The organism is Actinomadura roseirufa, assembly GCF_900659635.1.
Taxonomy (GTDB): Bacteria; Actinomycetota; Actinomycetes; order Streptosporangiales; family Streptosporangiaceae; genus Spirillospora; species Spirillospora roseirufa.
Genome location: NZ_CAACVB010000014.1, coordinates 1 through 19828, shown reverse-complemented (window position 1 = coordinate 19828; position 19828 = coordinate 1). Strand labels below are relative to the sequence as shown.

At 71.4% G+C, this 19828-nt stretch carries 12 protein-coding genes; 3 read left to right on the top strand and 9 right to left on the bottom strand.

Annotated elements, in window-relative coordinates:
* Positions 1–72: 72 nt before the first annotated feature.
* Complete coding sequence (locus E1291_RS05055; RefSeq protein WP_131736364.1) at positions 73–4932, bottom strand: NAD-glutamate dehydrogenase; 4860 nt, start codon at positions 4930–4932, stop codon at positions 73–75.
* A gap of 2580 nt (positions 4933–7512) precedes the next feature.
* Between E1291_RS05055 and E1291_RS44515 the strand changes: the two genes are divergently transcribed.
* Complete coding sequence (locus E1291_RS44515; protein ID WP_278045229.1) at positions 7513–7641, top strand: hypothetical protein; 129 nt, start codon at positions 7513–7515, stop codon at positions 7639–7641.
* Positions 7642–7727: 86 nt separating this feature from the next.
* Here E1291_RS44515 and E1291_RS05050 read toward each other — a convergent pair whose 3' ends face one another.
* Positions 7728–9248 carry a serine/threonine-protein kinase gene (locus E1291_RS05050; protein ID WP_131736362.1) on the bottom strand — a complete coding sequence of 507 codons (1521 nt, stop codon included), beginning with the start codon at positions 9246–9248 and terminating at the stop codon, positions 7728–7730.
* 242 nt (positions 9249–9490) lie between these two features.
* Between E1291_RS05050 and E1291_RS05045 the strand changes: the two genes are divergently transcribed.
* A complete protein-coding gene (locus E1291_RS05045) occupies positions 9491–10078 on the top strand; it encodes a hypothetical protein (protein WP_242613955.1) in 588 nt (195 codons plus the stop codon).
* A gap of 342 nt (positions 10079–10420) precedes the next feature.
* Here E1291_RS05045 and E1291_RS05040 read toward each other — a convergent pair whose 3' ends face one another.
* From E1291_RS05040 to E1291_RS05010, 7 genes are all read right to left on the bottom strand, one after another.
* Positions 10421–12382, bottom strand: a complete 1962-nt coding sequence (locus E1291_RS05040) for an acetoacetate--CoA ligase (RefSeq protein ID WP_131736358.1) — start codon at positions 12380–12382, stop codon at positions 10421–10423.
* 268 nt (positions 12383–12650) lie between these two features.
* Complete coding sequence (locus E1291_RS05035) at positions 12651–13361, bottom strand: HAD family hydrolase (protein ID WP_131736357.1); 711 nt, start codon at positions 13359–13361, stop codon at positions 12651–12653.
* A gap of 154 nt (positions 13362–13515) precedes the next feature.
* Positions 13516–15144, bottom strand: a complete 1629-nt coding sequence (gene pruA, locus E1291_RS05030) for an L-glutamate gamma-semialdehyde dehydrogenase (RefSeq protein WP_131736356.1) — start codon at positions 15142–15144, stop codon at positions 13516–13518.
* 109 nt (positions 15145–15253) lie between these two features.
* A complete protein-coding gene (locus tag E1291_RS05025; RefSeq protein WP_131736355.1) occupies positions 15254–15742 on the bottom strand; it encodes a DUF6912 family protein in 489 nt (162 codons plus the stop codon).
* 25 nt (positions 15743–15767) lie between these two features.
* Entirely contained in the window at positions 15768–16403 is a 636-nt protein-coding gene (locus tag E1291_RS05020; RefSeq protein WP_242613954.1) for an HAD family hydrolase, read from the bottom strand.
* Between the two features lie 366 nt (positions 16404–16769).
* Positions 16770–17666, bottom strand: coding sequence for an N-acetylmuramic acid 6-phosphate etherase (locus tag E1291_RS05015; RefSeq protein ID WP_131736354.1), 897 nt, complete (start codon positions 17664–17666; stop codon positions 16770–16772).
* Positions 17663–18625, bottom strand: a complete 963-nt coding sequence (locus E1291_RS05010) for a MurR/RpiR family transcriptional regulator (protein ID WP_242613953.1) — start codon at positions 18623–18625, stop codon at positions 17663–17665. Before E1291_RS05010 ends, E1291_RS05015 begins: the two co-directional genes overlap by 4 nt.
* 88 nt (positions 18626–18713) lie before the next feature.
* Between E1291_RS05010 and E1291_RS05005 the strand changes: the two genes are divergently transcribed.
* Positions 18714–19828 (top strand): N-acetylglucosamine kinase (locus E1291_RS05005; protein ID WP_131736353.1); only part of this gene is annotated, 1115 nt, incomplete at its 3' end.

Below are 19828 nucleotides of genomic sequence, written 5' to 3'. Positions count from 1 at the left end.
GCCGTGATGCGGGTTTCGGGAAGGCCGGCCGGACGCCGGGGGGACGACGTCCGGCCGTGGAGAACGGTCGGTTCAGGCTTCGGTGGAGGGCAGCGAACTGGCGGTGACCAGGGTGCGGATCGAGCCGAGGGCCACCGACAGCGTCGCGAGGTCGAAGCTGTCGCTCTCCCAGATCTCGCTGAGCGTCTGCTGGGCCCGCAGCACCGCGCTCCGGTTCTTCTCCACCCAGTGCCGCAGGCGGGTCACGGGGTCGGCTCCCGGCTCGCTCGTGACCAGGACGTCCCGGGTGAGGGCCGCGTGCGCGGCGTAGAGGTCGTCGCGCAGCGCCGAGCGCGCCATCGACCTCCACCGGTCGTCGCGCGGCAGCGTGATGATCCGCTCGCGCAGCCGCGCCAGCTGGAGGCGGTCGGCCAGGTCGAAGTACACCTCGGCGACCTCCTCCACCGGCCGGCCCGTGTCCTGGGCGATGCTCACCAGGTCGAACGTGGAGTAGGCGGTGACGAGCATCGCGCACTGCTCGGCCAGTTCGTCGGGGACGCCCCGCTCGGCGAACCCGTCGCGGCGCTGCTCGAACGCGGTGAGGTCCAGCCCCACCAGCACCTTCGGCAGCAGCGCGCTGAGCGTCGCGGCGCCGCCCGCGAAGAAGTCGATCGTCTCGCTGATGTCGAAGGGCGGGCGCCGGTTGTGCAGCAGCCAGCGGGCGCCGCGCTCGGTGAGCTTGCGCGCCTCCAGCAGCATCGCGACCTGCGTGGACTCATCGACCTGGTGCGAGAGCGCCTCGACCGACGCCCAGAAGCGCGGCATCTCGAAGACCTTGCGCGCGACCAGGTAGGCGCGGGCGATGTCCGGCGACGACGCGCCCGTCTCCTCGTTCATCCGGAACACGAACGTGGAGCCCGAGTTGTTGACCAGGTCGTTCACCACCGCCGTCGTGATGATCTCCCGGCGCAGCGGGTGCCGGTCCATATAGTCCCGGAACCGCTCGCGCAGCGCGGTCGGGAAGTACTCGACCAGCCACGACTCCAGGTACCGGTCGTCGGCGAGGTCGGAGGCGACGATCTCGTGGTCCAGCGCGAGCTTGGCGTAGGCGAGCAGCACGGAGAACTCGGGGCTGGTGAGCCCCAGGCCCGACTGCCGGCGTTCGGCGAGGGCCTTGTCGTCGGGCAGGAACTCCAGCTCGCGCTTCAGCCGCCCGTCCCGCTCCAGCTTGCGCAGGTAGCGGCCGTGGACGTGCAGCATCGCGGGCGCCTGCGCCCGCGACGCGGCCAGCACGGCGTTCTGCGCGTAGTTGTCGCGCAGGACGAGCCCGCCGACCTCGTCGGTCATCTCGTATAGCAGGCCGTCGCGCTGCTTGCGGGTCAGCTCCCCGTCGCGGACCACCTGGTCGAGCAGGATCTTGATGTTCACCTCGTGGTCGGAGGTGTCGACGCCCGCGGAGTTGTCGATGAAGTCGGTGTTGACCAGCGCGCTCCCGCCGCGCAGGCCGCCCTCACGGGCGAACTCGATGCGGCCGAGCTGGGTGAGGCCGAGGTTGCCGCCCTCGCCGACCACCTTGCAGCGCAGTTCGTCGCCGTTCACCCGGACGGGGTCGTTCGCCTTGTCGCCGACGTCGGCGTTGTTCTCGATCGACGACTTGACGTAGGTGCCGATGCCGCCGTTCCACAGCAGGTCCACCGGCGCCTTCAGAGCCGCGTGGATGAGCTCGAACGGTGTCATCGCCTTGACCCGGTCGTCGATGCCGAGGGCCGCCCTGATCTGCGGGCTCAGCTTGATCGACTTGGCGGTGCGGGGGAAGATCCCGCCGCCCTTGGAGATCAGCGCGGTGTCGTAGTCGGCCCACGAACTGCGCGGCAGCTCGAACATGCGGCGACGTTCGGCGAACGAGCGCGCCGGGTCGGGATCGGGGTCGAGGAAGATGTGCCGGTGGTCGAACGCGGCGACCAGCCTGATGTGCTCCGACAGAAGCATCCCGTTGCCGAACACGTCACCGGACATGTCGCCGATCCCGACGACGGTGAAGTCCTCGCTCTGGATGTCCTTGCCGAGGGAGCGGAAGTGGTACTTGACCGACTCCCAGGCGCCACGGGCCGTGATCCCCATGGCCTTGTGGTCGTAGCCGACGGACCCACCGGACGCGAACGCGTCGCCCAGCCAGAACCCGTACTCGGCGGCGACACCGTTGGCGATGTCGGAGAACGTCGCGGTGCCCTTGTCTGCGGCGACCACCAGGTAGGTGTCGTCGCCGTCGTGCCGCACGACGTTCGGCGGCGGGACGACCTTGCCGTCCACGAGGTTGTCGGTGACGTCGAGCAGGCCGGAGATGAAGTCCTTGTAGCAGGCGATCCCCGCCTGCATGAAAGCCTCGCGGTCGGCCGCGGGGTCGGGCAGCTGCTTGCCGACGAAGCCGCCCTTCGCCCCGGCCGGGACGATGACGGTGTTCTTCACCGCCTGCGCCTTGACCAGGCCGAGGATCTCGGTGCGGAAGTCCTCGCGGCGGTCCGACCAGCGGAGCCCCCCGCGCGCCACCGACCCGAACCTCAGGTGCACGCCCTCGACCTTCGGCGAGTACACGAAGATCTCGTACTTGGGGCGCGGCTGCGGCAGGTCCGGGATGCGCTCGGGATCGAACTTCATCGAGAGGTACGGCTTGCGCTGGTAGTGGTTCGTGCGCAGCGTCGCCTGCACCATCGACAGGTAGGCCCGCAGGATGCGGTCCTCGTCGAGGCTGGCGACCTCGTCCAGCTTGCCCTGCAGTTCCTCGGTGATGCCGAGGCTGCGCTCCTCCTCGCCTCCGGCCAGCGCCGGGTCGAGGCGGCTCTCCCAGAGCCTGATGAGCAGCCGGGTGATCTGCGCGTTGCGCAGCAGCACCTGCTCGATGTAGCGCTTGGAGAACGTCGTGCCGGCCTGCCGCAGGTACAGGGCGTAGGCGCGCAGGATCATCGCCTGCCACCAGTTCAGCCCGACGTGCAGCACCAGCGCGTTGAAGCCGTCGTTCTCGATCCGGCCTCGCCACAGGGCGATGAACGCCTCTTGGAACAGGCCCTTGACGGCCTCCTCCGGCACGTCCGCGGGCGGGACGTACCGCAGTCCCAGGTCGTAGATCCAGAACCGCCGGCCCTCGCCGGTGTTGATCTCATACGGCCGCTCGTCGACGACCTCGACGCCCATGTTCTGCAGCAGTGGCAGGACCCGCGACAGCGAGATCGGCTCGCCCAGCCGGTAGATCTTCAGCCGCCGCTCGCCCGGCTCGGCGCCATAGGGCTCGTAGAGGTTGATGGAGGTGTCGTCCTCGTCGGTGAGGACGTCGAGACGGCGCAGGTCGGCGACCGCGGTCCGGGCCGGGAAGTCGGCCTTGTACCCCTCCGGGAACGCGTCGCCGTACCGCCGGGACAGTGTCCCGGAACGTTCCTCGCCGCACTGCTCGACGATCGCGTCGCTCAGATCGTCGCCCCAGGACCGCGTCGCGACGGTCAGCCGCGACTCCAGCTCGTCCACGTCCACGTCGGGCAGCGGGCGGCCCCGCTCCCCGCGCACCACCACGTGCAGCCGGGCCAGCATCGACTCGGTCACGTTGGCGCTGTAGTCGACGCTGACGCCTTCGAACACCGTCCGCAGGATCTCCTGGATGCGCAGCCGCACCTTGGTGGTGTAGCGGTCGCGCGGCAGGTAGACCATGCACGACATGAAGCGCCCGTACAGGTCCTTGCGCAGGAACAGCTTCAGCTGACGGCGCTCGCGCAGCCGCAGCACCCCGAGGGAGATCGGCAGCAGGTCGTCCACCGAGATCTGGAACAGCTCGTCGCGCGGGTAGCTCTCCAGGATCTCGATGAGGTCCTGGCCGTCGTAGCTGTCGGGCGCGAACCCGCCCTCCTCGAGCACCTCCTCGAGCTTGCGCTTGAGGACGGGGATGTGCGCGATCGACTCGCTGTAGGCGACGTGCGTGAACAGGCCGAGGAACCGCCGCTCGCCGATGACCTCACCGGCCTCGTCGAACTTCTTCACCCCGATGTAGTCGAGGTAGAGCGGCCGGTGCACGGTGGAGCGCGAGTTCGCCTTGGTGAGCACCAGCAGACGCTTCTCGGTGGCCTTCTCCCGGACCTCCGGCGGCAGCGCGGCGAAGCTGTCGGACTCCCGCTTGTCGTTGCGCAGGATCCCCAGCCCGGTCCCCGGCTCGGGTCGCAGGACGCTCCCGCCCTCGGTCAGCGTGTAGTCCCGGTACCCCAGGAACGTGAAGTGCCCGTCCGCCAGCCAGTTCAGCAGCTCGACGCCCTCGGCGAGCTCCTTGGCCGGCAGCGGCGGCGCGGTGGCCGAGATCGCCGCGGCGATCTCCCCGGCCCGCGCGCGCATCTTCGGCTCGTCCTCGACGGCGACCCGCACGTCCTGCAGGACGCGGAGCAGGTCCTTCTCCAGCGCGTCGAGCCGCTCACGGTCGCTCGTCCGGTCCACTTCGATGTGGATCCACGACTCGTCGATGTCCGTGACGCTGTCCTGCTTGCCGCGGAACCCGCGCAGATGCCCCGCGACGTCGCGGTCGACACCGAGCAGCGGATGGACGATCAGGTGCGTGGTCAACTGGTAGCGGTTCAGCTCCATCGTCACCGAGTCGACGAGGAACGGCATGTCGTCGGTGACGACCTGGACGACGGTGTGCCCGGGGTCCCAGCCGTACTCCTCCAGCGACGGCGTGAACACCCGCACCTTCGCCCGGCCCTGCGGCCGCTCCTCGCCGAGGAGCCGGTGCGCCATCGCGGGCCCGCAGATGTCCGCCGGATCCCTGGCGAGCAGATCCTCGGGCGCAACATGACGGTAGTAGAGACGGAGGTAGGCGACGGCCTCCTCCAGATCCCCGCTCCGGTTTCCGGGGCGCTGGGCACATGTCTCAGCCGCCCGCCGGAGCAGATCATCCTTGGCCTGATCGAGCTTGCCGCCCATCAACTCTCCCCTAGAGACAATTCGCCACCTCGTTGTGGCGCCGCTCACTGCGCCAGCGTAGCCAGGAATTCCCCCAAAGCCGACCTGCCCGGCCGCGAGGTGAACGTGGCTTTGCCCACCCTGCCAGCCCCAACGGCACCACCGCCCACCGATCGCCGAAGTCCACGCAACCCCGTCCCCACCGGCGCTCCGGCCCTCTCCCGCCCTCTCGGCGAACCCACTGGACCCCCACCTCCACACCGCCTCAAACCCCTAAAAGGAACCACTCCCCCTACCCAAAACCCCACCGGACAACAAGCCCCCGCACACTCGGATCAAGATCTCAAAACAACACACGCGAGCCCGAGGAAGACACCGCCCCCACTCACTACGCCCGCCCCCCACAACCGCCCGCGCCTTCCCACAGACCCCCAAGGGGAACGCCCCGGACGATCAAGCACCCCATCCCCACCAACCGCCACACACCAGAAGCCCCCCGTCAACACCTCACCGACCTCAAGGACCGAACTTCACTCCAGAGCCCCACCACACCGCCCACACTCCCGCCCACGGCACAACGACCACCAACCAAGAGCCACTACATAGCCCTTCAAGCACAGCCCACCTCAGGCCCTTTCAACCGCGCACAGGCGCCCGTGCACTGCCCCCCACACCCAGGGCTCCACCTGCCCCCCATAAGCCCTTCCACCGGACAACCAAGGGCGCCCCGAGCCATCTCCCACGGACCGTCCACCCCCACCAGCCCGCCCCAGAAAGCCTCCCGACCCGTCACCGTCCCTCGGTCCCCCTCCCCGGCAGCACATCCCACCGAAAAACCGCTGCCCCCTCACCACCCGCCCCGGCACCACCCGCCCCGGCACCAAGAAGCAACAACACCCTCCGGTCACAGCCGCGTCCCACCACAGCCACGCCCCACCGCAGCCGCCCCTCCCCCAGCGAGCCATCCAAAGCCCCGCCATCGCGGAAAGGCCGCGCCACCCTGACCGCACGCCCTTCCTCTCGAGCCCACAACAAGCAGCGCGCTCGGGCTACAGACACGACCACATCCCGCCCGGCAAGCCCGCCCAGAATCACGACCGCAGCAATCCCGACCGCATGCTCTCCTCTCGGACCCCACACCGGGCAGCACGCCTCACCCGCAGCCGCCCCCTACCGCCGCCACGCCCTGACCGCAGCCCATCCACAAACACCAACACGTATGACAGAACGCAGCCCCCTGACCGCGCACCCCCCGGCCACGACCACCGCCACCGCCACCGCCACCCGCGCCCAAGCCCCCACAGACAGCAGCGCGCTCCACCCACCGCCGCGCCCCCAGCACGGCCATGTCCCTACCCACAAGCACTCCGTAGGCCCCAGCATTAAGGCCGCAGCAACCCCGACCACATGCCCCCCTCTCGCACCCACAACAAGACAGCGCGCCCCAGCCGCAGACACAGCCATGCCCCGCCCCACAAAACCGCCACAACCCCCAGGCAGCCCAGACAGACCACAGCCATCCCGACCGCATGCCCACCTCTCGAACCCCACAGCAAAGAGCGCGCGCCAGCGGCGAGTGGCAACTCCGCCACAGACCGCCCCACGACTCTTCACAAGCAGGTGCGCGCTTTGGCCATAGCGCGTCCCGCTGCCGCTACACCGTCACCCGCAGCCCATCCGCAAACACCAAGACGCACAACGGGACGCGGCCACCCTTCCCGCGCACCCCGTTCTCACGTCCCCAGAAGGCAGCACTCCCGGCCGCGACGCGTGCCACGTCACCACAAACCACGCCCGTGCGCCCTCGGCGGCGAGCAACGCGAACCGGTAGCTGGGAAGCCACTGCCATCCGGCCTGGGACGGGCAGGTCAAAGGACACAGCGGCGTGGCTCGTCCCCGTCCCAGACGCCGGGCCAGGCCGGGCAACGCGTGCCAGCCGCGCGCCGCAAGCTACGCGCCGGGCCTGATCGTCGTTGCCCGTGACCGCAGTCCTGGTCCCTGGATCCTGCGTCACCAAGGCGCCCTGGCCCCGGCCACCGGCCCAGACGCCGAGCCGCGCCGAGCAGCGCGCGCCGGCCGCGCGCCACCCGCCACGCGCCCGGCCCGATCGTCGTTGCCGTGACCGCAGTCCTAGTCCCCGGAACCTGCATCACCAAGGCGTCCCCGCCCCGGCCGCCTGCGCCCCGGCCACCGGCCCAGACGCCGAGCCGCGCCGAGCAGCGCGTGCCGGGCGCGCGCCACCCGCCACGCGCCAGGCCCGATCGTCGTTGCCCGCGACCGCAGTCCTAGTCCCCGGATCCTCCGTCACCAAGGCGCCCTGGTCTCGGCCGCCTGTGCTCCGGCCGCCTGCGCCCTGGCTACCGGCAGCAGATTCGCGCATCCACGGAACAACCGCCGCTAGGGGCATGGCACGCCCGGCGAGATGATTTCCCTGGTTGTCAATCGGCCGGATTCCCGACGGCGGCGGCCGACGGGTGCAAGGCCGGCCGCAGCGAGACCGCCCGTGACCGCTACGACCACATCCACACGGCCATCTACAGCCACTCCCGATGACCTACACCGAGGTGCTGCCCGATCAAGGGCGCAACCTGCGCTGCCTCCGTGACCGGGGCGGCGGCGTTCCTCGCTGCAGACCGTGTCACCCGCATCGAGCGGGGCAGCTACCGACAACGACCACTGCGCATCGGTCAGGTCACCACGGCCCCGACGATCAAGATCGTCCTGAAGTGACGGACGCACCGTGATCAACTTCTGAGGTACGGCCTGGGTGGGGAGGGCCGAAGGGCGCTCGGTGTACTCGGGGTTTGTGGGGTCGGTCAGTTGGCGGGGGCACCGTCGGTGCCGGTGCCTTTGGGCGGCTGGGCGGTGCTGGTTCCCGGGTCGGTGGGCTTGGTGGTGGTCGGCTCCGGGTCGGGGCTCGGCGAGGTCTGTGCGGGCGTCGGGGCCGTCGTCGAGGGGATCGGGGTCGGGCTGCTGGACGTGCTCGGGGTCTCCGTCGGGGACTCGGACACGGGCGCGGACGCGCTGTAGGTCGGTTCGGGCTGCTGCTCGACCGGCTGGGGGGTCCTCGGGCCGGACCTCGTCGGTGAGACGCCGGTCACCACGGGCGAGGCGCTGGGGTCGCTGACCTTGCGGCTGGCCTTGCCCTTGTCGTTCGAGCCGAGGGCGAGCACGGCGGAGACCACCACGATCGCCAGGACGAGCGCGGCGGCGCCCGCCAGCACGGCCGAGCGGCCCGGCCCGGCGAACGAGCGCCGACGTCCTGAACCGGCGGGGCGGGCGGGGTCGCGGGGCAGGGTGTTCCCGGCGGCCCACTCGGCCGGGGTGGGCAGGCGCTCCGGCTGGAGCTGGGACTGGGTTGCGTCCGGCGCGGCCTCGGCGAAGGCGGCCGGCGCCGCGGTCTCGGCGAAGGCGGCGGGCGCCGCGGCCTCGGCGGCGCCGATCTCGGCGGCCAGGACGCTGCCGGCGGCGAGAATCGCCGTCTCGTCCGTGTCGCCGGACGGGCGGGCGCTCTCGGCGGCCGGGGCGGCGTCCTCGTGGCCGAGCAGCCGCATCAGGACCTGGCGGGCGTGCGGACGGCGGGCCGGGTCCTTGTCCAGGCAGTCGGCGACGAGGTCGCCGAGGGCGCCGTCGAGACCACCGAGATCGGGCGACTCGTGCAGGATGCGGTTGATGACGGCGGGAATGGTGTCCTGGCCGAACGGCGGCTCGCCGGTGGCCGCGAACACCAGGGTGGCGGCCCAGCAGAACACGTCCGCCGCGGTGCCGATCTCCTCGCCGCGGATCTGCTCCGGCGCCATGTAGGAGGGGGTACCGATGACGCGGCTGGTGAGCGTGGTCGACCCGCTGATGGCACGTGCCACGCCGAAGTCGATGACGCGCGGGCCGTCCGGCCCGATCAGCACGTTGTGCGGCTTGAAGTCGCGGTGGATGATCTTCGCCTGGTGGATCGCCGCGAGCGCCGTGGCGGTACCGACCGCGAGGCGGTCGAGGGCCGCTCCGGCGAGCGGGCCGTTCTTGGTGACCTGCTGGTTGAGCGAGGGCCCGGGGACGTACTCGCTGACGATGTAGGGCCGGTCGCCGTCCGCGTCGGCGTCGATGACCTGCGCCGTGCAGAACGGCGCGACTTGCTTGGCGACCTCCAGTTCCCGGATGAACCGGGCGCGCGCCTTGTCGTCGGAGGTCAGTTCGGCGTGCAGCAGCTTGATCGCGACCTTCCGGCCGCCGTCGGCCTCGCCGAGGAAGACGGCGCCCTGCCCGCCCTCCCCCACCCGGCCGATCAGGGCGTACGGGCCAAGCCGCTCCGGGTCCCCGGAACGCAGCGCCGCAACCTCCATGCGTGGAACCGTCCCTCTCCAAATCGACGGACCGAGCGGACCACGGCCCGGATGGACGCAGGCCAGCGTTCCACTAATTTGACGCCCCAAACCTGGGGAAAGTTCACCGGCCTCGGCGGCCGAACGACGCGGTCTGACCCTCCGCATCCCATCGGACGCTTTTGGTCGAGCCACCACCCTAGTGCCGCGACCCGTGCCGCGATACCGAACGGCCACGGCTCGGCATGGGCGAGACTGTGCCGGTGACCACACTCGACGGCCGCCGCGTCTATACCCGCGCCGACTTGATGGACGCCTACGGGCTCGGCCGCAGCACCCTGGAGAAGTGGTTCCGCGAGCGGGAGCGCAACGGGCACCCCGAGCCCGCGGGGACCGTCGGCTCCCAGCTCACCTGGGACGCCGACGCCTGGGACCGCTGGTACGCCGCGCGCGGATCCGCCGTCCCGGCCGGTCTCGTCACCCGGGACGAGCTCGCCGCGCGGCACGGCCTCACCCGGCACCACCTGAAGCGGCTCTGGGCCGAACGCACCGCGAACGGTCACCCCGATGTCGCCCATCAGGTCGGCAAGGCCCTCTACTGGGACGAAGCGGAATGGACGGCCTGGTACTCCGCACATCAGGAGCGTCCCCCCGAAGAGGACGCGGAGGACCTTGTCACCCTCGCGGAGGCGGCCCGCATCCTCGGCCTCGCCCAGACCAGCGTCACGGTCTACCCGAAGCGCCCACCCGCCGGATGGCCCGAACCCGCCCGGGTGGAGCAACTCGGGGGCGGACGCCTACGCCGCTTCTACCGCCGCAGTGACATCCTGACCTACGCGGCCCGAAAATGATCCGCCGCTACGGGTGAAGGATCAGAGGGCCTCCAGGACAGCCACGGGGCCGAAGCCGTCCTGGCGGAGCGGCTCGGGGTGGGTGCTTACGCCGCTTCTATTTGCGGGGCTACAGCTTGGCGTGTGCGGGTCGTGGGTGGTCCGCCATTGTGGGTGAGGGACTGGAGGACCTCCCGGGCGGCCATTGGGTGGAGGATGCGCTGGGGTAGCAGTTCGGGGGGTGTACGCCGCTTTCGGCGCGGCATTTTGGCGTGGTGGACCGGAGGAAGTGGGGCCTCCGGTACCGGGAGGGCTCGTGGACGGGCATGGGGGCTAGGTCGGTCGGGTGGAGTGGCTCGGGGGTTAGGGGGTGAAGTGTTGGAGGACCTCTGGGTTGGCCATTGAGTCGCGGTTGGCGGCCTTGTCCACGGGGGTGCCCTGGAGGATCTTCCGGACGGGGACTTCCAGCTTCTTGCCCGACAGTGTCCGCGGGATGCCCGGTACCGCGTGGATCTCGTCCGGGACGTGGCGGGGGGATAGGGCGGAGCGGATCTCGCGCTTCAGGGACGTCACCAGGTCATCGTCCAGGGAGGCGCCTGGGGCGATCTGGACGTACAGGAGGAGGCGTCCCTCTTCCCCTAGGCGGCCGGTGTCGATGACGAGGCTGTCGCTGATTTCGTCGAACGCCTCGACCACACGGTAGAAGTCGGACGTGCCCATGCGGACGCCGCCGCGGTTGAGGGTGGAGTCGGAACGGCCGTAGATGACGCAGCCGCCGTCCGGCAGCACTTTGATCCAGTCTCCGTGCCGCCACACGCCCGGGTACATGTCGAAGTAGGACTCGCGGTACCGCTCGTCCTTCTCGTCGTCCCAGAAACTGACGGGCATGGACGGCATGGGCTCGGTGATGACGAGTTCGCCGACCTCGTCCACGATCGGTGCGCCGTCGTCGCCGTAGGCCTCGACCTTGGCGCCCAGGCCACGGCACTGGATGACGCCCGCGCGGAGTGGGAGGAGCGGCGACGGCCCGACGAATCCCGTGCAGAGGTCGGTGCCGCCGGAGAACGAGCCCAGTAGCAGATCGCTGCTGACCGCCTCGTAGACCCAGGCGAATCCCTCGGGTGGGAGCGGTGACCCGGTCGAGCCGATGCCGCGCAACCGGGAGAGGTCGTGGTCGTGTCCTGGGCGGCGTCCTTCCTTCGCGGACGCCGTGATGTAGGGCGCGCCCACTCCCATGTACGTGACGCCGTTCTCGGCGGCCAGGGTCCATAGGTCGAGTGGAGCGCCGTCGTACATGACGATGGTCGACCCCACGAGCAGACCGCCCATGAGGTAGTTCCACATCATCCAGCCGGTGGTGGTGAACCAGAAGAAGACGTCTTCTTGGCCGAGATCCTGGTGGAACGACAATGCCTTGAGGTGTTCTAGGACGACACCGCCGTGCCCATGGACGATCGGCTTGGGCAGGCCCGTCGTCCCCGAGGAGTACACCACCCACAAGGGATGGTCGAAGGGGACCTCTTCGAACTCCAGGGTGTCGTGGTCCCGGCGCGGGAGGTCGCCGTAGTGCTTGCCTACGCGCAACCCTTCCGGCGTCGCGGCGGGGTCGAGGTAGGGGATGAGGACCGTGGCGGCCAGGCTCGGCAGCTCGGCCTCGATCTCGGCGACGACTTTCCGCCGGTCGAACCGCTTGCCGTTGTAGGCGTAGCCGTCCACCGCGATGAAGACCTTGGGGTCGATCTGCGCGAACCGGTCGATCACCGAGGAGGAGCCGAAGTCGGGGGAACAGGAGGACCAGATCGCGCCAAGTGAGGCCGTCGCCAGGAAACAGATGAGCGCTTCGGGGATGTTCGGCACGTACGCGACGACCCGGTCGCCCTTGCCGACGCCCAGGTCCGCAAGGCCCGCTCGTACCTCGGCCACGTGCAGGGCCAGTTCGCGGTAGGACAGGACCCGGTGTCCCCCTGCCTCCGACCGGAAGACCACGGCCGTCTCGTCCGGGGTCTCCGCCGCCCGCCGCAGGGCGTTCGCCGCGTAGTTCAGTGTGGCCCCCGGGAACCAGCGGAGCCCGTCCACCGGCATGGCGCCGCCCGTCCGGACGGGTCCGTCGCCCCGTTCGCCGACGACCTCGAAGTAGGCCCAGATCGCGTCCCAGAAGGCGTCGACCTCCGTGACGGACCAGCGCCAGAGGTCGTCATAGGTCTCGGTGTGGACGCCCCGCTCCGCCAACCAGTGGATGAAGTGGGTCACGCGGGCGTTCGCGACGACCTCCTCCGAGGGCTCCCACAGCGCCGCGCCCTCGGATACCTCATGGTCACGGGACATCTCTCTCCTTCCCACCGCGCCCCATCGCGCGATCTTCCCCAATATCGGACCCGCCGCGCGCCGGGCGCAACTTCCCTGGTCTCGGCGCCCGGCCCGTGTGCGGGCCATCTCACTTCACGCCGAAACCGCCTGATCCACAACCTCGTCCGGCCACACATCACGCCCTCTGACAGTCCTCCCCGCCCACACTCGCCGAAAGCCGGTCCGGCGTCCAGGCGGGCCGGCCGCGGGTCGTCTGACCTGCGGGATCGCTCGTGGGGAGCGGGAGTCAGAGGCGGGTGAGCTCGGCGGCGACGCTCACCACGGCGTCGGTGTCGGCGAGGGTCGCCAGGACGCGGTCGGCGCCCGCCGCGCGGAGTTCGGCCTCGGTGGCGCTGCCGGTGGCGACCGCGATGATCGGGGATCCGGCGATGCGGGCGGCCTGCACGTCCCGCGGGGAGTCGGCGATGTAGACGGTCGCCGCCTCGGGGTAGCGGGCGCCGTGGCGTTCGCCGGCGCGCGCGCGGGCGACCTCAAGGAGGGCGGCCTTGCTGTAGACGCCGTTCTCGTAGCCGCCGGATTCCAGGTCGAGGTGGGCGGCGAGCCCGAGTTCGGTCACCTTCAGCACCGCGTTGGGCTGCACCGACCCGGTCAGCACGGACTGGACGAGGCCGGGGACGCGGGAGAGCGCTTCGACGGCCTCGCGGGCTCCGGCCAGGACGCGGCCATGGGTGCGCAGGTCGCCGCGCCGGGCCGCGAACGCCTCGGTGAGCGCGGAGACGAACTGGGGCAGGTGGTCGTCGGTGGTGACGACGTCGTTGAAGGCCAGCGTCTCGAAGATGATCTCCGATTCGGTGCGGCCGGGGGTCGGGGCGAGGCGCACGAGCGGCCGTCCGACGGTCCGCTGGAAGGCCTCGGCGTAGGCCTCCCGGGTGACCCGCCCGACGTCGACCAGTGTCTGATCGATGTTCCACAGCACCAGGCGGTTCAGCGTCGACATCCCGTTCCCATGCACCGCTCGAAGGCGTCGGCGGCACCGTCCCCGGCACCGGCCCGGCCCACCCGGGCAGGGGAGGCGAACCAATCGTCGGTCTTTACGGACACCACCGCAACCGGTCCGGGCACGCCGGGAGGGCTCGGGCCCGGCCGCGCCGTCACGACATGTGCGGATAACGGTGGTCGGTGGGCGGTACGAACGTCTCCTTGATGGCGCGCGTGCTCGTCCAGCGCAGCAGGTTGAGGATCGAGCCCGCCTTGTCGTTGGTGCCGGACGCGCGGGCGCCGCCGAAGGGCTGCTGGCCGACGACGGCGCCGGTCGGCTTGTCGTTGATGTAGAAGTTGCCCGCCGCGAAGCGGAGGGCGTCCGTCGCGGCGGCGATCGCGGCACGGTCCCGGGCGACGACCGCGCCGGTCAGCCCGTACTCGCTGACGGACTCCATCTGGGCCAGGACGGCGTCGTAGTCGTGGTCGTCGTAGACGTGGACGCCGAGGATCGGCCCGAAGTACTCCCTGGTGAAGATCTCGTCGGTGGGGTCCGAGGACTCCAGGACGGTCGGCCGGACGAACCAGCCCCGCGCGTCGTCCAGCTCGCCGCCGGCCAGCAGGCGCAGCGAGCCGACGCCGCGGGCCCGGTCGAGCGCGGCGCGGTGCTTGGCGAACGCCCGCTCGTCGATCACCGCGCCCATGAAGAGCGACAGGTCGCCGGCCACGTCGCCCATGGTGAGCGCCTCGACCTCGTCGCAGAAGTCGTCGCGGAGCGCGGCCCAGACGGACCTCGGGACGTAGGCGCGGGACGCGGCGGAGCACTTCTGGCCCTGGTACTCGAACGCGCCCCGGATCAGGGCGGTCTTCAGGACCGCGGGGTCGGCGGACGGGTGCGCGATGACGAAGTCCTTCCCGCCGGTCTCGCCGACGATCCGCGGGTACCCCCGGTATCCGGCGATGTTCTCCCCGATCGTCCGCCACAGGTGCTGGAAGGTCGGCGGCGACCCGGTGAAGTGGAGACCGGCCAGGTCGGGGTGACGCAGCGCCACCTCCGAGACGGCCCGGCCGTCGCCGGTGACGAGGTTGATCACCCCGGGCGGAAGCCCGGCGGCCTCCAGGAGCCGCATCGTGTGGTGGGCGGCGAGCTGCTGCGTCGGGGACGGCTTCCACACGACGACGTTGCCCATCAGCGCCGGGGAGGTCGGCAGGTTCCCGGCGATGGCGGTGAAGTTGAACGGGGTGATGGCCAGGACGAACCCTTCCAGCGGGCGGTGGTCCATCCGGTTCCACACGCCCGGTGAGGAGTTCGGCTGCCGTTCGTAGATCTGCCGGGCGTAGGCGACGTTGAACCGGAGGAAGTCGATCAGCTCGCAGGCCGCGTCGATCTCCGCCTGCTGCACCGACTTGGACTGGCCGAGGATCGTCGCGGCGTTGAGGACGGGCCGCCACGGGCCCGCCAGCAGCTCGGCCGCGCGCAGGAAGATCGCGGCACGGTCGTCGGGGGCCATGGCCCGCCAGCCGGGCGCGGCGGCGTGCGCGGCGGCCACGGCCTCGGCCACGTCGGCGGCGGTGGCGTCGCCCATCCGGCCGAGGAGATGCCCGCGGTTGTGGGGCTCGACGACGTCGATGGGGGCACCGGCGCCCAGGCGCCGCTCGCCCCCGATCGTCATGGTGAGCTCGGTCTGCTCGGCGCCCATCTCCTTGATCTTCGCCTCGAGCGCGGCCCGCTCGCCGCTGCCCGGCGCGTACCCCTTGACCGGCTCGTTCACCGGGACGGGCACGTTCGTGACGGCGTCCATCTGTCGCTCCCTGCGCATCCGGCGGCCTTGTCCGTGGTGCGGGGCCTACCCGCCCACCTCGGGGGGATGCGCGGCCGGGCGGGAGCGCCGGTAAGGAAGCCGGGCGCGGTCAGAGGAGGTCTTGGAGTTCCTGCGTGGCGTACCAGAGGAGTTCGTGGCCCTCCGCGCCGTCGACGGTGAAGAGGGCGTCGTCGTCGCCGGCCTCGGCGGCGGGCAGGGCGGCGATCGCGGCGGTGACGTCGGGGACGGCCGCGAGCTCGTCGACGTGCGCGGAGGCGATCCACTTCCAGGGGACGGGCTCAGAGACGGCCACCAGGGCGCGCTCGTCATCGGGGACGCGGGCGACGGACTGGTCGGGGATCTCGGCGGCCAGCACGACGCGGCGGCGCGGGGCGGACGGGTCGGCGGCGAGGAGGCCGAGGGACGCGCGGGCGGCGGCGGTCATCGCCGCGTACTCCAGCTCCTCGAGGTCGCCGCCCGCGTACCACTCGCGCAGCGCGGGCGTCACCGCGTAGGCGGTGAGCGGCGCCGGGGCGATCTCCCGGGCGGCGTGGACGCCGGCGAGGAGCGCGAGCGTGGAAGGCAGGTAGACGCGCATGACGATCAGCCAGTCTGCCAGAAGGTCAGGGGTGCAGACCCAACCCGCGCAGCTCGGCGATCGTGGTGTCGGACGCCGTGTGGAGGATGGCGTGGAGGCCGAGGTCCTCGGCGGCGCGGACGTTGTGCTCGATGTCGTCGATGAAGACGCATTCGGCGGGCGCGAGGCCGAGCAGGGCGACCGCGTGCCGGAAGATGCGCTCGTCGGGTTTGCGCATGCCGACCTCGGCGGAGATGACGACGGCGTCGAAGTGGCCGTCGAACAGGTCGCGGGGGTAGTCGTTGCCCCAGGAGTTGGACAGCAGCGCCGTGCGGGCGCCGCCGGAGCGGACGGTGCGCAGCGCGGCGTACATGGGCTCGACCGGGGCGAACGCGCCGAACATGCGGGAGATGAGGCCGGCCGCGAGGACCGGGCCGCCGTCCACGGTGAGGAGCTCGGCGGCGAGGAGGCGCTCGAACTCGGCGGGGTCGAGGGTGCCGTCCTCCAGTCCGTGGATCGGGTTCGGCCCGCCGCCGTCGTACGCCTGGTCCACCCAGGCGCGCATCACCGTGCGGTAGCGGTCGGCGTCGATCCGGTCGGCGGCGAGCCAGGCGCCGACCGCCTCGGCCAGCGGGGAGGTGAGGACGCCGCCCCAGTCGGTGATCACTGCTTTGACGGTCACGCACTGATCGTAGGCGATTTCCAGTGGAATGACCGAATTCCATTCGGTCGGGGCCACCCGATCACACCGGACGGCCTCGCCACCGAAGGCGGACGAGACACGCGTTTCACAGACCCTGCCACGCCCTTTTGTCCCTGCGTGCCGAATGTGCCGGAGCGCGGGCGCGCGGTTCGTACGTTTTTACCCGAGGGCCTCGACGGGGGACGGGCGGCGCCGGCCCGGCCGCGACCGGGCGGGCGCCGTCCGTGATCATGCAATCGGTGCGGGGACGATCGCATGATCACGGAACCCCGTCCGGCCGGCGTCCGCGCCGGCCGGTGCGGCGGTCACCGGTCCTGCCCCCCGGTCACCGCGCCCGCCGGCCGGTCAGGCCGATCTCAGCCGCTGCAGCGCCTCCCTGACGCCGCCGTCGCTCTCCTCCAGGACGATCGTCGCGCGCGCGGCCGGCACCTCGCCGAGCAGCGAGACGAGCGCGACGCGGGTGTTGCCGCCCGCCTCGGTCAGCGCGTTCTCGCAGGTGCGCGCGTCCATTCCGGTCGCCTCGGTGAGGATGCGCACCAGCCTGGCGCGCAGCTTGGAGTTCAGCGCGTTCACGCTGACCATCAGGTTGGAGTAGGTGCGGCCGAGCCGCACCATGAGGGTGGTGGAGAAGGAGTTGAGCACCAGCTTGGTCGCGGTTCCGGCCTTCATCCGGGTGGAACCGCTGATCACCTCGGGTCCGGTGGCCAGGCCGATGTGCACCTCCACTTCGTCGCCGTAGGGGGTGTGCGGGTTGCAGCTGATCAGCGCGGTGTGCGCCCCGGTCGCGGCCGCCGCGCGCAGCGCGCCGACCACGTAGGGGGTGCGGCCGCTCGCCGCGATCCCGATGGCGATGTCGCCGGGCTGGACGTCGCGCGCGTCCCGGGTGCCGAGCTCGACGTCGTCCTCGACGTCGGAGATCGCCTGGGAGAGCGCGCCGGGGCCGCCGGCGTGGTGGGCGACGACCCGTCCCCAGATGCCGAACGTCGGGGGCAGCTCGGCGGCGTCGATCACCGCGAGCCGCCCGGACGTGCCGGCGCCGAAGTAGTGGACGCGCCCGCCCGCGCGCAGCGAGGTGACGGCGAGGTCGACCAGCCGGGCGACCTCGGGCAGGACGGACGCGACGACCAGCGGAACGCTCGCGTCCTCAGAGTTGATCAGGCGCAGCACCTCCAGGGTCGGCAGCGTGTCGACGTCGAGGGTTCGGGGGTTCCTGCCCTCGGTGGGGAGCTCGCAATCGATCACCGACGCCTCCGGTCGGGTCGCACGGTCCGGCCGCGGACCGCCTCGTATGTGGCTTCCAGGGCCTTGCGGGTCGGCCCGAAGGTGCGCTGCGCCACGCCGACGAACACGCAGTCGACCACGGTCAGCTGCGCCAGCCGGCTGGCGGTGGCGCCGGAGCGGAAGGTCGTCTCCCGCGCCGCAGTCGTCAGTATCAGGTCGGCCACCTCCGCTATCGGGGACTTGGGGAAGTTGGTGAGCGCCACGGTCCGCACCCCGCCGGCCTTGGCGACCGCGAGCGCGTCGATGGTCTCCACCGTCGCGCCCGTGTGCGAGATCCCGATCGCGACGTTGCCGCTGCCCAGGACCGCGGCGCTGGTGAGCATGATGTGGGCGTCGGACCAGGCCGAGCAGACCATGCCGATCCGGTGCAGTTTCTGCTGGAAGTCGGCGGCGACGAAGGCGCTGGCGCCGACGCCGTAGACGTCGACGCGGTCCGCGGCGACGACCGCGTCCACGACCTGCTCGAGCATCTTGATGTCGAGCTGGGCGGCGGTCTCCTCCACGGCGCGCGCGTCGGCGAAGGTCACCTTCTCCACGATCTGCTCGAGGGAGTCGTCGGGGCTGATGTCGCTGCCGATGACCCGGCCGCCGCTGGCGCTCTGCGCACGGCCCGCCTCGGTGGCGAGGGTCAGTCGGAGCTCTGGATAACCATGAAACCCGATCGCCCGGCAGAACCTGATGACGGTGGTCTCGGAGGTGCCGCAGGTCTGGGCGAGTTCGGTGATGGTGGAGTTGGCGACCGCTTCGGGGTCGTCGATGACGCGTTGAGCGACACGTCGCTCGGCGGGGGGCAGCGAGGGCAGCAGCGAGCGTACCCGCACCACGGTGCTCAGCGGTGTGGGGTCCTTGGACGCCACCTCGTCCCTGGGCGCACCGTGCTCCCCCGTGCTCCCCGGCTCGGGGCCGATGGGTTTCCTCATGGAAGAAAGTTTCTTACTGGCAGGATGTCACGTCAACGGTAGAAAAGGCTACGGTCGCCATGTGTTGACCCATTTGGCCGGTCCTTACGTGGTCGGTATAGACGCGGGTGGCACGAAGACCCGCTGTGTCGTACTGACGCTCGGGGGAGCCCTGGCCGGTTCCGGCACCGGCCCAGGGGCCAACCCCAACTCTGGAGGCGACACCGCGGGGGCGCTGACCACCGCCCTGCGGGAGGCGCTCGGGGACCTGGACCGAACCCACATCCTCACCGGCGTGTTCGGGATCGCCGGGGCAGGCTCGGCCGGCCGGCCCGCCGCCGTCGCGGCGGCGCGCCGGGCGTGGCAGGCCGTCGGCCTGCGCGGCTCGCCCGCCGTGGTGACCGACATCGCGGTGGCGTTCGCCGCCGGCACCAGCCAGCCCAAGGGCATCGTGGTGTTCTCCGGCACGGGAGCCGGGGCGGCGGTCATCAGCGACGGCACGATCGTGCAGCGCGCTGACGGCTACGGCTGGCTCGTCGGGGACGAGGGTTCGGCGGTGTGGCTGGGGAAGGAGGCGGTCCGGGCGGCACTCGCCGCCTACGACGGCCGCGGCTCCCCCACACTCCTCACCGACTCGGTTCCGCGGGCGCTGCTCGGGCCCACCGTGGTCGCGGAGATCGACTCGGCGCGGCGGCCCCGCCACCAGCGCGCGCTGGCGCTGGCCGGCGCCGCCGCGCCGGCTCCGGGCGTCCCCGCCCTGTCGCAGGCGTCCTCGCTGTCGGCCGGAGGCTCCTCCCATCCGGGAGGCGGCACGGGCACCGCCGTGCTGATACCCGAGCCCTCCGGGGCGCCGCAGGGCACCGGGCCCCCGGGTTCTCCCGGGGGCTCGGCGGTACCGGGGCATCCCGAGGCGCCGGGCACGCCGCCGAACCCGCAGCTCGCCCAGGCGATCATCAAGGAGGTGTACGGCCGCCCGCCCGCCGCGCTGGGCCGGCTCGGCCCGGTGGTGGCCGCCGCCGCGGCCGCCGGCGACCCGGTGGCCAGGCGGATCACCCAGGAGGCGGCCGAATGGCTGCTCCGCGACGTCGACGCGGTGCGCCCGGCCCTCTCCGACCCCCGCGCGCCGGTCGTCAGCCGGCCGCGTTCTCCAGGGCCACGACGATGCCGAGCAGGCCGTCGTCGAAGCCGAGCCGTCCGACGACCTGGACTCCCGATGCCGCGGTG

Coding starts and splice junctions, on each gene's coding strand:
- E1291_RS05055 (WP_131736364.1), bottom strand. CDS start 4,932: ATGGGCGGCAAGCTCGATCAGGCCAAGGATGATCTGCTCCGGCGGGCG.
- E1291_RS05050 (WP_131736362.1), bottom strand. CDS start 9,248: ATGGAGGTTGCGGCGCTGCGTTCCGGGGACCCGGAGCGGCTTGGCCCG.
- E1291_RS05040 (WP_131736358.1), bottom strand. CDS start 12,382: ATGTCCCGTGACCATGAGGTATCCGAGGGCGCGGCGCTGTGGGAGCCC.
- E1291_RS05035 (WP_131736357.1), bottom strand. CDS start 13,361: ATGTCGACGCTGAACCGCCTGGTGCTGTGGAACATCGATCAGACACTG.
- pruA (WP_131736356.1), bottom strand. CDS start 15,144: ATGGACGCCGTCACGAACGTGCCCGTCCCGGTGAACGAGCCGGTCAAG.
- E1291_RS05025 (WP_131736355.1), bottom strand. CDS start 15,742: ATGCGCGTCTACCTGCCTTCCACGCTCGCGCTCCTCGCCGGCGTCCAC.
- E1291_RS05010 (WP_242613953.1), bottom strand. CDS start 18,625: ATGAGGAAACCCATCGGCCCCGAGCCGGGGAGCACGGGGGAGCACGGT.